The sequence below is a fragment of the Shinella sp. 1A1 genome, assembly GCF_055379515.1.
The window spans coordinates 2,168,067-2,182,839 of the sequence record NZ_AP039671.1; the positions used below are offsets into that span (position 1 = coordinate 2,168,067).

Annotated in this window: 12 protein-coding genes and 1 pseudogene; 8 read left to right on the forward strand and 5 right to left on the reverse strand. The window is 67.8% G+C overall.

Translation table 11 applies throughout. The features are described 5' to 3' along the window. Positions 1–170: 170 nt before the first annotated feature. Genes ACZ48C_RS10765 through ACZ48C_RS10775 form a run of 3 tightly spaced genes read right to left on the reverse strand, consistent with a single transcriptional unit; the run spans position 171 to position 2,673 of the window. Positions 171–1,430 carry a CCA tRNA nucleotidyltransferase gene (locus ACZ48C_RS10765; protein WP_464781094.1) on the reverse strand — a complete coding sequence of 420 codons (1,260 nt, stop codon included), beginning with the start codon at positions 1,428–1,430 and terminating at the stop codon, positions 171–173. Beyond that, complete coding sequence (locus tag ACZ48C_RS10770) at positions 1,427–2,059, reverse strand: CoA pyrophosphatase (RefSeq protein WP_119256991.1); 633 nt, start codon at positions 2,057–2,059, stop codon at positions 1,427–1,429. The genes ACZ48C_RS10765 and ACZ48C_RS10770 overlap by 4 nt, the downstream gene beginning before the upstream one ends. Then, positions 2,056–2,673 (reverse strand): DUF1285 domain-containing protein, encoded by a 618-nt coding sequence (locus tag ACZ48C_RS10775; protein WP_464781095.1) that lies wholly within the window; start codon positions 2,671–2,673, stop codon positions 2,056–2,058. The genes ACZ48C_RS10770 and ACZ48C_RS10775 overlap by 4 nt, the downstream gene beginning before the upstream one ends. A 173-nt stretch (positions 2,674–2,846) precedes the next feature. Here ACZ48C_RS10775 and ACZ48C_RS10780 point away from each other — a divergent pair, with 173 nt between their 5' ends. The 5 genes from ACZ48C_RS10780 to ACZ48C_RS10800 all read left to right on the forward strand — a co-directional run bounded on the left by ACZ48C_RS10780 (position 2,847) and on the right by ACZ48C_RS10800 (position 10,386). Next, on the forward strand, positions 2,847–3,860 hold the full coding sequence (locus tag ACZ48C_RS10780) for an AAA family ATPase (RefSeq protein WP_424549386.1): 1,014 nt from the start codon (positions 2,847–2,849) through the stop codon (positions 3,858–3,860). Between the two features lie 13 nt (positions 3,861–3,873). Further along, complete coding sequence (locus tag ACZ48C_RS10785; protein ID WP_464781096.1) at positions 3,874–4,794, forward strand: DUF58 domain-containing protein; 921 nt, start codon at positions 3,874–3,876, stop codon at positions 4,792–4,794. Further along, positions 4,791–7,598, forward strand: a complete 2,808-nt coding sequence (locus ACZ48C_RS10790) for a DUF4159 domain-containing protein (RefSeq protein WP_464781097.1) — start codon at positions 4,791–4,793, stop codon at positions 7,596–7,598. Before ACZ48C_RS10785 ends, ACZ48C_RS10790 begins: the two co-directional genes overlap by 4 nt. Before the next feature lies 1 nt (position 7,599). Continuing rightward, positions 7,600–9,672, forward strand: a complete 2,073-nt coding sequence (locus ACZ48C_RS10795; protein WP_464781098.1) for a hypothetical protein — start codon at positions 7,600–7,602, stop codon at positions 9,670–9,672. A 177-nt stretch (positions 9,673–9,849) separates the two neighbouring features. After that, the gene (locus ACZ48C_RS10800; protein ID WP_464781099.1) at positions 9,850–10,386 is read left to right on the forward strand and encodes a glyoxalase superfamily protein; all 537 of its coding nucleotides are present in this window, start codon (positions 9,850–9,852) and stop codon (positions 10,384–10,386) included. 200 nt (positions 10,387–10,586) lie between these two features. On the opposite strand, the pseudogene ACZ48C_RS10805 reads toward ACZ48C_RS10800, so the two are convergent. Continuing rightward, a pseudogene (locus tag ACZ48C_RS10805) lies at positions 10,587–11,120 on the reverse strand (GNAT family N-acetyltransferase); the annotation flags it as partial. Between the two features lie 271 nt (positions 11,121–11,391). Between ACZ48C_RS10805 and ACZ48C_RS10810 the strand changes: the two are divergent. Beyond that, positions 11,392–12,378, forward strand: a complete 987-nt coding sequence (locus ACZ48C_RS10810; RefSeq protein ID WP_119256985.1) for a glutathione S-transferase family protein — start codon at positions 11,392–11,394, stop codon at positions 12,376–12,378. A 1-nt stretch (position 12,379) separates the two neighbouring features. Here ACZ48C_RS10810 and ACZ48C_RS10815 read toward each other — a convergent pair whose 3' ends face one another. Next, complete coding sequence (locus ACZ48C_RS10815) at positions 12,380–12,868, reverse strand: NUDIX domain-containing protein (RefSeq protein WP_464781100.1); 489 nt, start codon at positions 12,866–12,868, stop codon at positions 12,380–12,382. Positions 12,869–12,978: 110 nt separating this feature from the next. On the opposite strand from ACZ48C_RS10815, the gene ACZ48C_RS10820 reads away from it, so the two are divergent. Continuing rightward, complete coding sequence (locus tag ACZ48C_RS10820) at positions 12,979–13,881, forward strand: metallophosphoesterase family protein (protein ID WP_318909654.1); 903 nt, start codon at positions 12,979–12,981, stop codon at positions 13,879–13,881. Between the two features lie 130 nt (positions 13,882–14,011). Continuing rightward, positions 14,012–14,614, forward strand: coding sequence for a tetratricopeptide repeat protein (locus tag ACZ48C_RS10825; protein WP_424546616.1), 603 nt, complete (start codon positions 14,012–14,014; stop codon positions 14,612–14,614). Positions 14,615–14,773: the final 159 nt, after the last annotated feature.

The following is a 14,773-nucleotide window of genomic DNA, read 5'->3' on the forward strand; positions in this document are numbered from 1 at the left end:
CTCGCTAGCCGGTTGCCCTTGGCGAGGCAAGGCCCCACCCCACCCCCTCCCCACAAGGGGAGGGGCTTAACGTGCCGCCCCGTTGGCATTCATTATAGAACGGCGAGCAAGCTTCTATCTTTCTCCCCCTTGTGGGGGAGATGCCGGCAGGCAGAGGGGGCCTTTGGGCGTCAATTAGCCTTCACAAAGGCATCCAGCCGCGAAAGCAGCCTGGCCCGATCCTCATGAAAGTTCCCGGCCACCCACTCGTCCTCGATGGCCGAGAGCGCCGCGCCGACCGTCGGCCCGGCGGGAACGCCTGCGGCCAGCACATCCGCGCCCGTCAGCGGGAAGGACGGCTTGCGCCATTTCTCCGCGCGCGCCAGAAGACGCTGGCAGAGGCCGGAGAAGGCAAGCGCCTCGGGATCGCCGAGCCCGCGCGCCCGCGCACCGGCGAGCGCCAGCTTGAGGCGCATGGTCAGCCCCGAAGGCCCATTGCGATAGAGCAGCCGGTCGAAGGCCGTCTCGGCCAGTTTCGGCGCGATCTCGGGGGCAGCCGCCCAATAGTCGAGCATCGCGGCCTCCGCCTTCGAAAAGCGCAGGCGCCCGGCGAGCGTCTTCAACCGTTCCCGGTCGGCCGGCACCATGGCGGCAAGGCGCAGCATGGCGTCCGGCTTCCAGCCGAAAGCCTTTTCCGCCTCGATCAGGCCGGGGATCGCGTCGATGCCCCACTTTTCCGTCTCCGGCAGGATTTCCGTCAGCACGCCCGCCTGCCGCATCCACAGCAGCGCGCGGCCGGGATCGGGCGCGCCGAGCAGCTTCTTCGTCTCGGACCAGACCCGCTCGGCGGAAAGCCTCGCAAGGCTTGCCTTCGCCCGCGCGCAGGCCTTCAGGCCCTCGGCATCCGGCCGGCCGCTGCCGTAGAGCGCGAAGAAACGGAAGAAGCGCAGGATGCGCAGGTGATCCTCCGCGATGCGCGTCGCCGCATCGCCGATGAAACGGACCGTGCGGCTCTCGATATCCGGCAGGCCGTTCACCAAGTCGACCACCGTCCCGTCCTGCTTCGCATAGAGCGCGTTGATGGTGAGGTCGCGCCGCTCGGCGTCCGTCTGCCAGTCCGTGCCGAAGGCGACGTCCGCGTGGCGGCCGTTGGTCGAAACGTCCCGGCGCAGCGTCGTCACCTCGAAGGGCGTGCCGTCGATGACCAGCGTCACCGTCCCGTGCTCGATGCCCGTCGGCACCGCCTTGATGCCCGCCGCCTTCGCGCGCTCGACCACCGCGTCCGGCCGCAGCGTCGTCGCGATATCGACATCGGCGACCGGAAGGCCCATCAGGCTGTTGCGCACGGCCCCGCCCGCCACGCGCCCCTCGCCGCCGTCGCTGTTCAGCAGCGCCAGCACGCGCACGAGCGCCGGATCGGAAAACCATGCCTCGCCCGCAACAGACGTCATGCATAAAGCCTTTCATAGATCACCCGCACGATGCCGGCGGTGATGCCCCAGATATTATGCCCTTCATAGGGCATGCGATAATAATGCCGCTCGCCGCCGAGCCAGATGCCGCTGCCCTGCTCGTGGTTGCGCGGATCCATGAGGAAGGAGAGCGGCACGTCGAAGACCGTCTCCACCTCCGCCGGGTTTGGGACCAGTTCGAAACCCGGCCGCACGACCGCCAGCACCGGCGTGATCGAGAAGCCGGAAAGCGCCTTGTACTGCGGCAGCCGTCCGACCGGCTCGACGAAGCGGCGGTCGAGGCTGATCTCCTCCTCCGCCTCGCGCATCGCTGCCGCCTCGGCATCCTCGTCCTCCGCATCCACCGCCCCTCCCGGAAAGGCGACCTGGCCGGAATGCTTGCGCATCGTCGCCGTGCGCTGGGTGAAGATGACGCGCGCCTCCTCCCCGTCGTCGACGACGGGGATCAGCACGGCTGCATCGCGCAGCTTCATATCCTCCAGATGGGGAATGACGCCGGGATTGAGCAGGCTGTCGCCATGATCGCGCCAGCTCTCCTCGCCGAGCGTCAGGCTCTGCTCGATGGCCCGGCGGCGGAACTCCGCGGCGCTGTAGGGCGCAAAACTCATCGCGACAGCGCATCCAGCTCGGCGGCCGGCATGACCGGGAAGACCACACCGCCGGAGCGTATCGCGAACATATCGACGCCATCGATCTCCACGGTCTCGCCAAGCTCCACCAGATCGTACATCACCGCTCGCGAAACCAGCGCCTCCAGCCGGCCGCGCACGAGAAGATAGGGCTTCAGCTCGCTGTTTTCGCCGGCGATCACGAAGCGCAGGGGATGCTCCGCTCCCGCCTCCACCACGTCGCCGACATTGGTGCGGAAGGTCAGTACCTGCGCTGCGCCCTCCCCGCTTGCATTCATCTCGACGGCGAGGAAGGGCGCGTCCACGACGCGGATGCCGACCTTCTCGACCGGCGTCACCAGATAGGTCTTCCCGTCCTCGTCCTTGCGCAGCACCGTGGAAAAAAGCCGCACCAGCGGCGCGCGGCCGATGGGGGTGCCGAGGTAGAACCATGTGCCGTCGGCGCGGATCTCCATGTCGATATCGCCGCAGAACGGCGGGTTCCAGCGCTCGACGGGCGGCAGCCCGCGCCCGCCGGTCTCGGCGCTCGCGCGCGAGATCAGGGCGGCCAGTCCCGCGGCATCCATGCTGTCGCCAATTTCACCTGTTGCCATTGTTCCGTCCCGGTTCATCCCTATCTCCGCGAGAGGAAAAGGTGGATACACACACGAGATAGTCATTTCGTGGCCGCTTGTCAGCCACGGCTGGGCTAATAAGCTCTCAAGAACGGGACGCACGCGGCGGGGCCACGATTCGTCCAAGGTTTCAAACGGCACTGGAGACGACCATGGGCGTTCAGAATTCCTCCGAGGCGAGCCTCGACGAGAAGGCGGTGGTCGCCGCCGCCGAACGCGCGCTCTCCGATATCGCCCGCGTCCGCCAGGAAGTCGCCAAGGTCATCTTCGGCCAGGAAAGCGTCGTGGAGCAGACCATGCTCGCCGTGCTCTCCGGCGGCCATGCGCTGCTGGTCGGCGTGCCGGGCCTCGCCAAGACCAAGCTGGTCGCCACGCTCGGCACCGTGCTCGGCCTTTCCGCAAGCCGCATCCAGTTCACGCCGGACCTCATGCCGTCTGATATCCTCGGCTCCGAGGTGATGGATCAGGACGACAACGGCAAGCGCTCTTTCCGCTTCGTGCCTGGCCCGATCTTCACCCAGCTCCTGATGGCCGACGAGATCAACCGCGCCTCGCCGCGCACCCAGTCCGCCCTCTTGCAGGCCATGCAGGAATACCATGTGACGGTCGCCGGCGCGCGCAACGACCTGCCGAAACCCTTCCATGTGCTGGCGACGCAGAACCCGCTGGAGCAGGAAGGCACCTACCCGCTGCCCGAGGCCCAGCTCGACCGCTTCCTGCTGCAGGTCGACGTGCACTATCCGGAACTTGCCGCCGAACGGCAGATTCTCCTCGAAACCACCGGCGTCAGCGAGGCGCAGGCGGGGGCCGCGATCTCCGCCGACCGTCTCATCGAGATCCAGACCCTCATCCGCCAGATGCCCGTCAGCGAGAAGGTGCTCGACGCGATCCTCTCGCTGGTGCGCTCGGCGCGCCCCGGCAACGGCGTCGCCTCCACCGACAGGCACGTCGCCTGGGGCCCCGGCCCGCGCGCCGGCCAGGCAATGATGCTCTGCGCGAGAGCCCGCGCGCTCTATGACGGCCGCCTCGCGCCCTCCGTCGACGACGTGCTGGCGCTTGCCGAGCCGGTCCTCCAGCACCGCATGGCGCTGACCTTCGGCGCGCGCGCCGAGGGCATGTCGGTGCGCGACGTCATCGCCGATCTCGTCCGGCAGGCGGGCGGCTGAACAGGATAGAAGCATGGCATCCGTCGGCCAGATCGTCCAACCGACCCCGACCCGCGACGTGCTCTCGCGGGCGCAGGCGCGTGCCGCCCTCGTTCCCGACTGCATGGTGGAGGCCCAGCGCCTCGCCAACACGGTGATCGCCGGCTGGCACGGCCGCCGCAAGCGCGGCATCGGCGAGAATTTCTGGCAGTTCCGCCCCTATGTCGACGGCGAGAGCCTGTCGCGCATCGACTGGCGGCGCTCGGCCCGCGACGACCATACCTATGTGCGCGACCGCGAATGGGAGGCCGCCCACACCGTCTGGATCTGGGCCGACCTCTCGCCCTCGATGATGTACAAATCCACCTTCGGCACCGTCTCGAAGGAAAGCCGCGCGCTCGTCCTCATGCTGGCGCTCGCCGAAATCCTCGCCCGCTCCGGCGAGCGCATCGGCTGCCCCGGCATCATGGAGCCGATCGCCGCGCGCAACGCCGCCGAGCGCCTCGCGACCGCCCTGATGCACAACCCCGCGGCCGATGGCCTGCCGGACACCGCCATGATCCGCGGCAACAGCGATATCGTGCTGATCGGCGATTTCCTCGATCCCGTCGCGGACGTGATGGACCGCCTCGGCCCCCTCGCCCGGCGCGGCCTGCGCGGCCATGTCGTCGAGGTCGCGGATCCGGCGGAAGAGCTCTTCCCCTATGCCGGCCGCACCGAATTCACCGATCCCGAAAGCGGCATGAAGCTGACGGCCGGCCGCGCCGAGACGCTGAAGGACGACTATGCCCGCGCCTATGCCGCGCGGCGCGAGAGCCTTGCCGACAACCTCCGCCATCTCGGCTGGAGCTTCATCACCCACCGCACAGACCGCCTCGCCTCCGAGGCGCTGGTCGCCGTGCACGCCTATCTTTCCGGCCTGCCGGCGATGAAGACGGAGGGCATTGGCCGATGAGCGCTTTCGCCTTCGCCTTTCCCGCCGTGCTGACCGCGCTGGTGCTTTTGCCCGTCATCTGGTGGCTGCTGCGCCTGACGCCGCCCAAGCCCGTCACCGAGGTCTTCCCGCCCTTCGCCATCCTTGCCTCGATCCTCAAGCGCGAGGAGACGCCGGCGCAGAGCCCCTGGTGGCTGACGCTGCTGCGCATGCTGATGGCCGCCGCCGTCATCCTCGCCATCGCCGACCCGGTCTTCAACCCGCGCACCAGCACGCTGGCGACCGGCGGCCCGCTCGTCCTCGTCGTGGACAATAGCTGGGCCGCCGCCACCGACTGGAAGCAGCGCGTCGAGACCGCCTCCATGCTGATCGACGATGCCGAAGGCCGCGACCTGCCGGTCTCGCTGGTGCTGACCGCCGACCGCCAGCAGGATGCCGTGCCGGTCGATGCCGTGACGGCCCGCAACCGCCTCGCCGCCGCCGAGCCGCGCCCGCTGCCGGCCGACCGCAAGGCGGCCGTCGCCGCGCTGCGCACTGCGCTCGACGGTGCAAGCCCCGGCACCATCGCCTTCATCACCGACGGCATGGCGGGCGAGGCGACCGACGACACGGTCGCGGCCCTGCAGGCCCTCTCCCCGGCCGACTTCCGCCTGATCGCAGGCGATGGCGCACCCGCCGTCGCCGTCACCGCGGCGGCCAACGGGGCGGATGCGCTTTCCGTCACCCTCACCCGCCTCGACGGCGGCGCGGCGCGCAGCCTGCCGCTGACGGCGCATGACGGCCACGGCCGGCCGATCGCCGCCGGCACCGCCGATTTCGCCGCGGGCGCGACGACCACGACCGGCACGATCACCGCGCCCTTCGAGCTGCGCAACGATTTCGCCCGCATCACCGTCGACGGGCTCGCCAATGCCGGTGGCGCCTATCTCCTGGACGACGGCTTCCGCCGCCGCCGTGTCGCCTTCCTTTCCGGCGAGGTGGTGGACAATACCCAGCCGCTGCTTTCGCCGCTGCACTATATCAACCGCGCCCTCGCGCCCTATGCCGACCTGATCGAGCCGAGCATCGCCGACCTCTCGGTTGCGATCCCCGAGCTGCTCGAGCAGAACCCCTCCGTGCTCATTATGGCCGATATCGGCCGCCTGCCGGGCGACGTGCAGGACAAGGTGAAGCGCTGGATCGAAGGCGGCGGCATGCTGATCCGCTTCGCCGGCCCGCGCCTTGCCGCCGCGCCCGCCGACGACCCGCTGGTGCCCGTCATGCTGCGCAAGGGCGAGCGCGCGCTCGGCGGCGCGCTCTCCTGGTCCGAGCCGCAGCCGCTATCGGCCTATCCCGCGAACAGCCCCTTCTTCGGCATGCGCGCGCCGGAAAACATCCTCGTCAAGCGCCAGGTGCTCGCCGAGCCGACGCCGGACCTTGCCGACCGCACCTGGGCGAGCCTTGCCGACGGCACGCCGCTGGTGACGACCGGCCCGCTCGGCGCGGGCAGCATCGTGCTCTTCCATGTCAGCGCGGAGACCGGCTGGTCCAACCTGCCGCTCTCGGGCGATTTCGTGGAAATGCTCCGCCGCACCGTGCAGCTCTCGCGCAGCAGCGGCGCCGCGGCGAAGGGCGGCGAACAGGCGAAGGGCCTGCCGCCCTACCGCCTGATGACCGCGGGCGGCACGCTTGCCGCGGCGACCGGCGAGGCAAGGCCGCTCGTCGCGGACGGCGCGAAGAAGATCGCCAGCTTCGACAACCCGCCCGGCCTCTACGGTACGGAGGACGGCTATGTCGCGCACAACCTCTTCCCGCCCGGCCATGAAATCCGCCCGCTCACGCTTCCCGAAGGCGCTTTCATCCAGCGCGAACCGCTCGCCGGCAAGGAGACCTGGTCGCTGAAACCCTATCTCTTCACCCTCGCCGCCCTCCTGCTTCTGGCGGACTGCGCCATCGTGCTCCTCATGGGCGGCGCCTTCGCCGCCGCCGCCCGCAGCGTGCCGAAGCGCGGCGCGACCGCCGCCATGCTGCTGGCGCTCGCCGCCGGAACGCTCGCGGGCCTGCCCTCCGAAAGCCGGGCGAACGATGCCAGGCCGGGAGACGAGGTGCTGATGTCGCGGCTCGATACGACACATCTCGCCTATGTCGTCACCGGCGAGAGCGATGTGGACCGCATTTCCGAGCGCGGCCTTGCCGGCCTCACGGAATTCCTCACCTACCGCACCACGCTCGAGCCCGGCGAGCCGGTCGGCGTCGACATTTCGCGCGACGAGCTGGCGCTCTACCCGATCATCTACTGGCCGGTGAGCGCTTCGGCCGAAATGCCCTCCAGCACCGCGATCAGCCGCATCGACGCCTATATGCGCAACGGCGGCACCGTGCTGTTCGACACACGCGACCAGTTCACCTCGCTCGACGGCAATGCGACGAGCCCGAACACCGAACGCCTGCAGGCGATCCTCGCCAATCTCGACATTCCGCCGCTGGAGCCCGTCCCGGCCGATCACGTCCTGACCAAGGCCTTCTACCTGCTCTCCAATTTCCCCGGCCGCTATGCCGGCGGCCCGCTGTGGATCGAGGCGGAGCTCGACCGCAAGGAGGACCCGTCACGCCCAGCCCGCGCGGGCGACGGCGTATCGCCGATCATGATCACCGGCAACGATTTCGCCGGCGCCTGGGCGATCGACGCCAATGGCATGCCGCTCCTGCCGACCGTTCCGCCCGACGATGTGCAGCGCGACCACGCCTTCCGCGCCGGCGTCAACATCATGATGTACATGCTCACCGGCAACTACAAGGCGGACCAGGTGCACGTTCCCGCCCTGCTCGAACGGCTGGGGCAGTGACATGACCTTTCAGTTCTCCCCCTTCCTGCCCTGGCTCGCCATCGCCCTCATCGGCGCCGCGGGCCTCGCGCTCGCCGCGCTCGGCTTCTGGCGCGGCCTGCGCGGCGCCGTACTGCGCGCGCTGGCGCTCGCCCTCCTGGTGCTCGCCCTCGCCAATCCGGTCTTCCTGCAGGAGGATCGCGAGGCGCTCTCGACCGTCGTGCCGGTCATCGTCGACCGCAGCCAGAGCCAGGACAACGAGGACCGCACGGCTCAGACCAATGCCGCGCTGGAAGGCCTCAAGGAGCGCTTCGCCCGCTATCCGCGCATCGAGCCGCGCATCGTGGAAGCCGGCGACGACGGCAAGTCGGACACGCCCTCCACCCGCCTCTTCGACGCGCTGAACGCCGCCATCGCCGATGTGCCGCGCTCGCGCGTCGGCGGCGCGATCCTCATCACCGACGGCCAGGTGCACGACATTCCCGAGGCCTCCGCCTTCTCCAGCTTCGACGCCCCGGTCCATGCCCTCGTCACCGGCCGGCCGGACGAGTTCGACCGCCGCATCGAGGTGGTCAGCGCCCCGCGCTTCGGCATCGTCGGCGAGGAGCAGGAGCTGAAATTCCGCGTGGTGGACGACGGCAAGGGACCGGACACGCCGGCCCGCGTGACCGTCCGCCTCAACGGCAACCAGATCGCCTCGGAGATCGCCCAGCCCGGCACCGAGCAGCCGCTCGGCTTCACCGTGCCGCGCGGCGGCAACAACATCCTCGAATTCGAGGTGGAGCCAGTCGAGGGCGAGATCACCACCGCCAACAACCGCGCCGTCCACGTCATCGAGGGCATCCGCGAGAACCTGCGCGTGCTGCTCGTCTCGGGCGAGCCGCATGCCGGCGAGCGCGCCTGGCGCAACCTCCTGAAGTCCGATACGGCCATCGATCTCGTGCACTTCACCATCCTGCGCCCGCCGGAAAAGCAGGACGGCACGCCGATCAACGAACTGTCGCTGATCGCCTTCCCGACGCGCGAGCTCTTCGTCGACAAGATCAAGGAATTCGACCTCATCATCTTCGACCGCTACCAGCACCGCGGCGTGCTGCCGATCCTCTATTACGACAACATCGCGCAATATGTGGAGAATGGCGGCGCGCTGCTGATCGCGGCGGGGCCGGAACATGCGGGCAACGATTCCATCGCCGGCACGCCGCTCTCGGCCGTGCTGCCGGCAACGCCGACCGGCGCGATGAACGAGGCGCCCTTCTATCCGCGCCTTTCCGAACAGGGCAAGAAGCATCCCGTCACGCGCGGCCTCGAAGGCGCCAACGACGAGCCGCCCCATTGGGGCCGCTGGTTCCGCACCGTCGATGTCGAGCGCCCGGAAGGCAATGTCGTGATGGAGGCCAATGACGGCAAGCCGCTGCTGGTGCTGAACCGCGCCGGCAAGGGCCGCGTCGCGATGCTGCTTTCCGACCAGGGCTGGCTCTGGGCGCGCGGTTTCGAGGGCGGCGGCCCGCATGCCTCGCTTTACCGGCGCACCGCGCACTGGCTGATGCAGGAGCCGGCGCTGGAGGAAGAGGCGCTGACCGCGCGCACCTTCGGCCGCACGCTGCAGATCAACCGCCAGACCATTGGCGACGCGCCGGGCGAGGCGACGCTGAAGCTGCCCTCCGGCAAGACGCAGCGCGTGGCGCTCACCGAGGCCGAGCCCGGCCTCTACCGCGCCGAGGTGCAGACCGCCGAGACGGGCCTCTACGAGATCACCAACGGCGACCTCAATGCCCTCGTCCATGTCGGCGCGGTCGACGCCCCGGAATTCAAGGCGACGATCTCGACGACCAAGACGCTGAAGCCGCTCGCCGATGCCACGAAGGGCACGGTCCGCCGGCTCGTCGCCGAGAACGGCGAGGCCGTCTCCCTGCCGCCGCTCCTGCCGGTTTCCGGACAGGTGCGCAGCATCGACGAGAACCGCCTGTCGCTGCACATGACGGACGAGACGGTGCTGAAGGGCATCAACTCGCTGCCGCTCTTCGCCGGCTTTGCCGGCGTCGGCCTGCTGCTGCTCGCCTTCTCGGCCATGTGGTATCGCGAAGGGCGTTGACCACGCCTGCGTTTGCGCTAATCTCCCCGCACGGCCGGAGGCGGCCGGCAGATCCGCGCCTTTTCCGAAGGCATGGCGAACGCCTCCTCAACAACCTTTCTCCACCGTTCATCGTTGGGCGAAGGCGTCGGCAATGCGGGCACTGACGGGGACTTCGCCGGAACGGAAGGAACGGACATGCGCGATTTTCGCGATGCCAAGGCCATGGCGAAAGCCATGCGGGAAACGCTGGCTGCCCGCAATATCGAGATCAGCCACAGCGAAGCCCTCGAAATCGTCGCCCGCCAGTTCGGCGTGGAGACCTGGAACATCCTCTCTTCGAAGATAGAGGCGAAGCCGCAGGAAGGCGGCATCGCCTTCGAGCAGGCGGTACCCATCGTGCGCATCTTCGACGTGGCGAAGGCGCATGAATTCTACCTCGGCTTCCTCGGCTTTTCCGTCGACTGGGAGCACCGCTACGGCGAAAACTTCCCGCTCTACACGCAGGTCTCGCGCGGCGGGCTGCGGCTGCATCTTTCCGAACATGCCGGCGACGCCACGCCCGGCGGCAACATGGTCGTCTACATGGCGGGCATCCGCGCCTTCCAGAAGGAACTGATCGGCAAGGACTACCGCTACATGAAGCCGGGGCTGGAGGACGAGGGCTCACGGCTGGAGGTGACGGTGACCGACCCCTTCCAGAACCGCATCCGCTTCATGGAGTTGAAGGGGTGAGCTTCCATCGCACCGGGCAGGTTTTTCTTTATGGGAAGTTGCCCCTCATCCGGCCTGCGGGCCACCTTCTCCTTGGCTGCGGGGAGAAGGAAATATGCCGCACCGGCTTCCCCCATCCCCAACGTTGAGTGGGGCAAGTCCCCTCTCCCCGCTTGCGGGGAGAGGGTTAGGGTGAGGGGCAAATTATCCGAGGGAAAGCCTTACCGCTCTTCCCCATCGTCCCGCCAGGCGATGACACCCTTCAGCCGCTCATGCGTATCCGCCGCAAAGGGCATGACGAGCACCCGTGCCGGATCGACCGGACCGGGGAAGGCCAGCGCGTTCCACGCCACCTTCTCGAAGCCGAGCGGGCCGTAATAGGGCGGATCGCCGACGAGGACCACGGCCTCCGAGCCCTTCCGCTTCGCGGCGGCGCAGGCGATGCGCAGCAGCTCCCGGCCGATGCCGCGGTTCTTGTGCGAGGGCCTGACGGCGAGCGGGCCGAGAAGATGCGCCTTCACCCCGCCGGCCATGACGGGTGTCATGCGCACAGAGGCGATCGTCTCGCCGTCATCCGTGCAGACGAAGGAGAGCGAAAGGTCGTGCGGCCCCTGCTCGCGGATGCGCGCGGCGGCGCGGACATGCCGGCCAGGGCCGAAGGCTTCCTCGTTGATCAGTTCGATGGCGGCGTCGTGGGAGGCATCTTCCGTCAGGTAGACGATATCGTGCTTGAGCATGTTCATGGATCGGGGAACCGGATACGAAGCTGTGGATGCGGGTGATCGCGCCGCCGCCGAAGGGGGCGCAGCGTGAGCATCAGCGTCGTCGTGGGGTTCCCGTATAGAACATGCGTCTCGTCTTCCTCGCCGGCCGAAGTGCCGGTACTGGTCTGCGCGAATAGCAGAAATTTTCGCTCTGTCAAAGAGCAAAACGCACCGTTCACCAAAAGGCACCTATCCAGCCCGGCCCCATACGCTATCTATGAACGCAAGTTCAGGCCGCATCGGGCGGCAAAAGGAGACAATCATGGGCATGCTCGTTGACGGCGTCTGGCATGACGTCTGGTACGATACGAAATCGACGAAGGGCCATTTCCAGCGCTCCGTCTCGCAGTTCCGCAACTGGATCACGCCGGACGGCGCCCCCGGCCCGACGGGCGAAGGCGGCTTTGCGGCGGAAGCCGGCCGCTACCATCTCTATGTCTCGCTTGCCTGTCCCTGGGCGCACCGCACGCTGATCTTCCGCAAGCTGAAGAAGCTGGAAGACCTGATCACCGTGTCCGTCGTCGATCCGCTGATGCTGTCGAAGGGGTGGGAATTCAAGGGCGAGAACGGCGGCACGCTCGATCCGCTGTTCGGCGCGTCCGCGCTCTACGAAGTCTACCTCAAGGCCGATCCGCACTATTCCGGCCGCGTCACCGTACCGGTCCTGTGGGACAAGAAGCAGAACCGCATGGTCTCGAACGAATCGGCCGAGATCATCCGCATGTTCAACTCCGCCTTCGACCGGATCACCGGCTCGCGCGAGGACTTCTATCCGGAACCCCTGCGCGCCGAGATCGATGCCCTCAACGACAGCATCTACGACACGGTCAACAACGGCGTCTACAAGGCCGGCTTCGCGACGACGCAGGAGGCCTACGAAGGCAATGTCACGAAGCTCTTCGCCATGCTGGACAGCCTGGAAGAACGGCTTTCGACCCGGCGTTACCTCACCGGCGAGCGCATCACCGAGGCCGACTGGCGGCTCTTCACGACGCTGGTGCGCTTCGACCCGGTCTATGTCGGCCATTTCAAGTGCAACATCCGCCGCATCGCCGATTATCCGAACCTCTACGGGTATCTTCGCGAGCTCTACCAGGTGCCCGGCGTCGCCGACACGGTGAACATGCGCCACATCAAGGAGCACTATTACCGCAGCCACGTCACGATCAACCCGACGGGCGTGGTGCCGGTCGGCCCACAGATCGACCTCGCCTCCCCGCATGGCCGCGAGCGGCTGAAGGCGGCCTGACCTACCAGAAATCCGCGAAGGGCGCCTTGCCGGCGATTTCCGCGAGCCGCCGGCGGGTGGCCGCGGTCGTCGCGGCCGGCAGGGCGTCGAGCGCGAAGAAGCCGGCCTCGACGATCTCCCGGTCCTTGAGGCGCGGGCCCGTCTGCGTGACGCGGTCGCAGCGGTAGAGCAGGACGTGATCGCGCTTGCTGGTCTGCCGGTTGAAATAGATGTGCAGGAGCTGCGGCGACGCGCCGATGACGAGGTTCCCCTCCTCGCGCATCTCCTTGGCCAGCGCCTCCAGCGCCGTCTCCCCCCGCTCGATGCCGCCGCCCGGCAGGTGCCAGCCGGGCACATAGCTGTGGCGCACGAGGAAGATGCGGCCGGCCTCGTCGAAGCAGGCCGCGCGCACGCCCATGGTCATACCGCGCGACAGCGCGAAATAGACATGCAGCACGCGCGTCACGAGCTTCACGAACGGGCTTCTGGTCGGCGGGGCGTCGTCATTCATCGTCGCACTTCGCCGCAACCCTTCGGCCAAATCAAGGCTCATCGCCGCGAATGACGAGGAATATCCACGCCTTGCGTTTCCCTAGGCCGGCTTATGCTCTAAGGAAGGGTATGTTCAGACTTGCCCATATATCGGACGTCCATCTCGGGCCGCTGCCGGCCCTCACCTTCCTGGAACTGTTCTCCAAGCGCATCACCGGCTTCGTGAACTGGCATCGCAACCGCCGCCGGCACCTCTTCACCAACACGCTGGACATCGTGCTCGAGGATATCGAGCGGCAGGCCCCCGATCATCTCGCCATCACCGGCGACCTCGTCAATCTCGCCTCTTCGCTGGAGATCGCCGCCGTCAAGCACTGGCTGCCGGAGGCCGGCGCGCCGGAAAACGTCTCGGTCGTGCCCGGCAACCACGATGCCTATGTGCGCGGCGCCTACGAGAAATCGACACGCGCCTGGTATCCCTACATGCGCGGCGACGCCGCCCCCGCCGAATGGCAGGAGGACACGCACGTCTTCCCTTACCTCCGCGTGCGCGGCCAGGTGGCGATCATCGGCTGTTCGACGGCGGTCGCCACCCCGCCCTTCTCCGCGTCGGGCTATTTCGGCAGCCGGCAAGCGCGCGAGACGGTGAACATGCTGCGCGCGGCGGGCGAGGCCGGCCTCTTCCGTGTCGTGCTCATCCACCACCCGCCGATCCGCGGCGCGACGGCCTTCCACAAGCGCATGATCGGCATCCGCCGCTTCGCCGCAACCATCTCGACCGGCGGGGCGGAACTCGTGCTGCACGGCCATACCCATCTCAACACGGTGAACTGGCTGCCCGGCCAGACGAAGCCGGTTCCGGTCGTCGGCATCGCCTCGGCCTCGCAGGGGCCGGGCGGCCACAAGCCGCCGGCCGGCTACAACCTCTTCTCGATCTCGGGCGCGCCGGGCGACTGGACCATCGAGCGCGAGCGTTATGCCCTGACGCCGGACGGGCTGGCCCTGTCGCTTGCCGAGACGACGCGCTTTTGAAAAGCCGCGAATAAATCTCTTCCGTCATCCGTACTCTCTTTTCAGAGCGGCCCGCCCGAAAAGGCGGCATGAACGGCCGCTCCGGCACGGCCAGCGTCCGGCAAAAGGCCGATCAGGAGGGAACCGAGACATGCTCCGCCACACGATACTGCTTTCATTCTGCGCCGCCGTCTCGCTGACGGCACTTTCGGCCGCCCGCGCCGCCGATTCCGACACGACCACGCCGCCGGCCGCCACCGAGACCACGACGACCTGCACGGACGGCAAGATCTGGAGCGACGAGAAGAAGGAATGCATCGCGCCGGAAGACCTGAAGCCGGCCGAGGGCACGGACGAAAAGACGCCGGAGGAACAGAAGAAGAGCGAGCGCCGGATCGACGACAAGCTCTATGAAGCCGCGCGCGAATTCGCCTATGCCGGCCAATACGAAAATGCCCTGCGCGCGCTGCGCGCCGCCCATGACCAGGAGGATCCGCGCATCCTCAACTATCTCGGCTACAACACCCGCAAGCTCGGCAACATGCAGCTCGGCATGAGCTACTACAGGCGGGCGCTGCAGAAGGACGAGAACTACATTCTCGCCCGTTCCTATATGGGCCAGGCCCTGATCGAACAGGGTGATATCGAGGGCGCCCGCGTCCAGCTCGTCGAGATCCGCGACCGCGGCGGCGAGAACACCTGGGCCTACCGCGCCCTGCTCCAGTCGCTGGGCGGCGAGCGCGCCAGCTACTGACCGCGCGTCCAACTCGGGAATAAACGTTGCGGAACGCGGGGAAACTGCGTTCCGGATTGCCGTTCATGCTTGCGGACCAAGGGAAGAATGTTTCATATCAGGCGGTCGCTGCCCGGCCGGGGGGCGAATAGAGTTTTGATCCCGAACGTTCCCTTGGAA

What these genes read in the sequence shown, in the direction of transcription:
- ACZ48C_RS10790 (WP_464781097.1), top strand. Translation starts at nt 4,791, where the DNA reads ATGAGCGCTTTCGCCTTCGCCTTTCCCGCCGTGCTGACCGCGCTGGTG.
- ACZ48C_RS10775 (WP_464781095.1), bottom strand. Translation starts at nt 2,673, where the DNA reads ATGGCAACAGGTGAAATTGGCGACAGCATGGATGCCGCGGGACTGGCC.
- ACZ48C_RS10765 (WP_464781094.1), bottom strand. Translation starts at nt 1,430, where the DNA reads ATGACGTCTGTTGCGGGCGAGGCATGGTTTTCCGATCCGGCGCTCGTG.
- ACZ48C_RS10785 (WP_464781096.1), top strand. Translation starts at nt 3,874, where the DNA reads ATGGCATCCGTCGGCCAGATCGTCCAACCGACCCCGACCCGCGACGTG.
- ACZ48C_RS10825 (WP_424546616.1), top strand. Translation starts at nt 14,012, where the DNA reads ATGCTCCGCCACACGATACTGCTTTCATTCTGCGCCGCCGTCTCGCTG.
- ACZ48C_RS10820 (WP_318909654.1), top strand. Translation starts at nt 12,979, where the DNA reads ATGTTCAGACTTGCCCATATATCGGACGTCCATCTCGGGCCGCTGCCG.
- ACZ48C_RS10770 (WP_119256991.1), bottom strand. Translation starts at nt 2,059, where the DNA reads ATGAGTTTTGCGCCCTACAGCGCCGCGGAGTTCCGCCGCCGGGCCATC.
- ACZ48C_RS10780 (WP_424549386.1), top strand. Translation starts at nt 2,847, where the DNA reads ATGGGCGTTCAGAATTCCTCCGAGGCGAGCCTCGACGAGAAGGCGGTG.
- ACZ48C_RS10810 (WP_119256985.1), top strand. Translation starts at nt 11,392, where the DNA reads ATGGGCATGCTCGTTGACGGCGTCTGGCATGACGTCTGGTACGATACG.
- ACZ48C_RS10795 (WP_464781098.1), top strand. Translation starts at nt 7,600, where the DNA reads ATGACCTTTCAGTTCTCCCCCTTCCTGCCCTGGCTCGCCATCGCCCTC.
- ACZ48C_RS10815 (WP_464781100.1), bottom strand. Translation starts at nt 12,868, where the DNA reads ATGAATGACGACGCCCCGCCGACCAGAAGCCCGTTCGTGAAGCTCGTG.
- ACZ48C_RS10800 (WP_464781099.1), top strand. Translation starts at nt 9,850, where the DNA reads ATGCGCGATTTTCGCGATGCCAAGGCCATGGCGAAAGCCATGCGGGAA.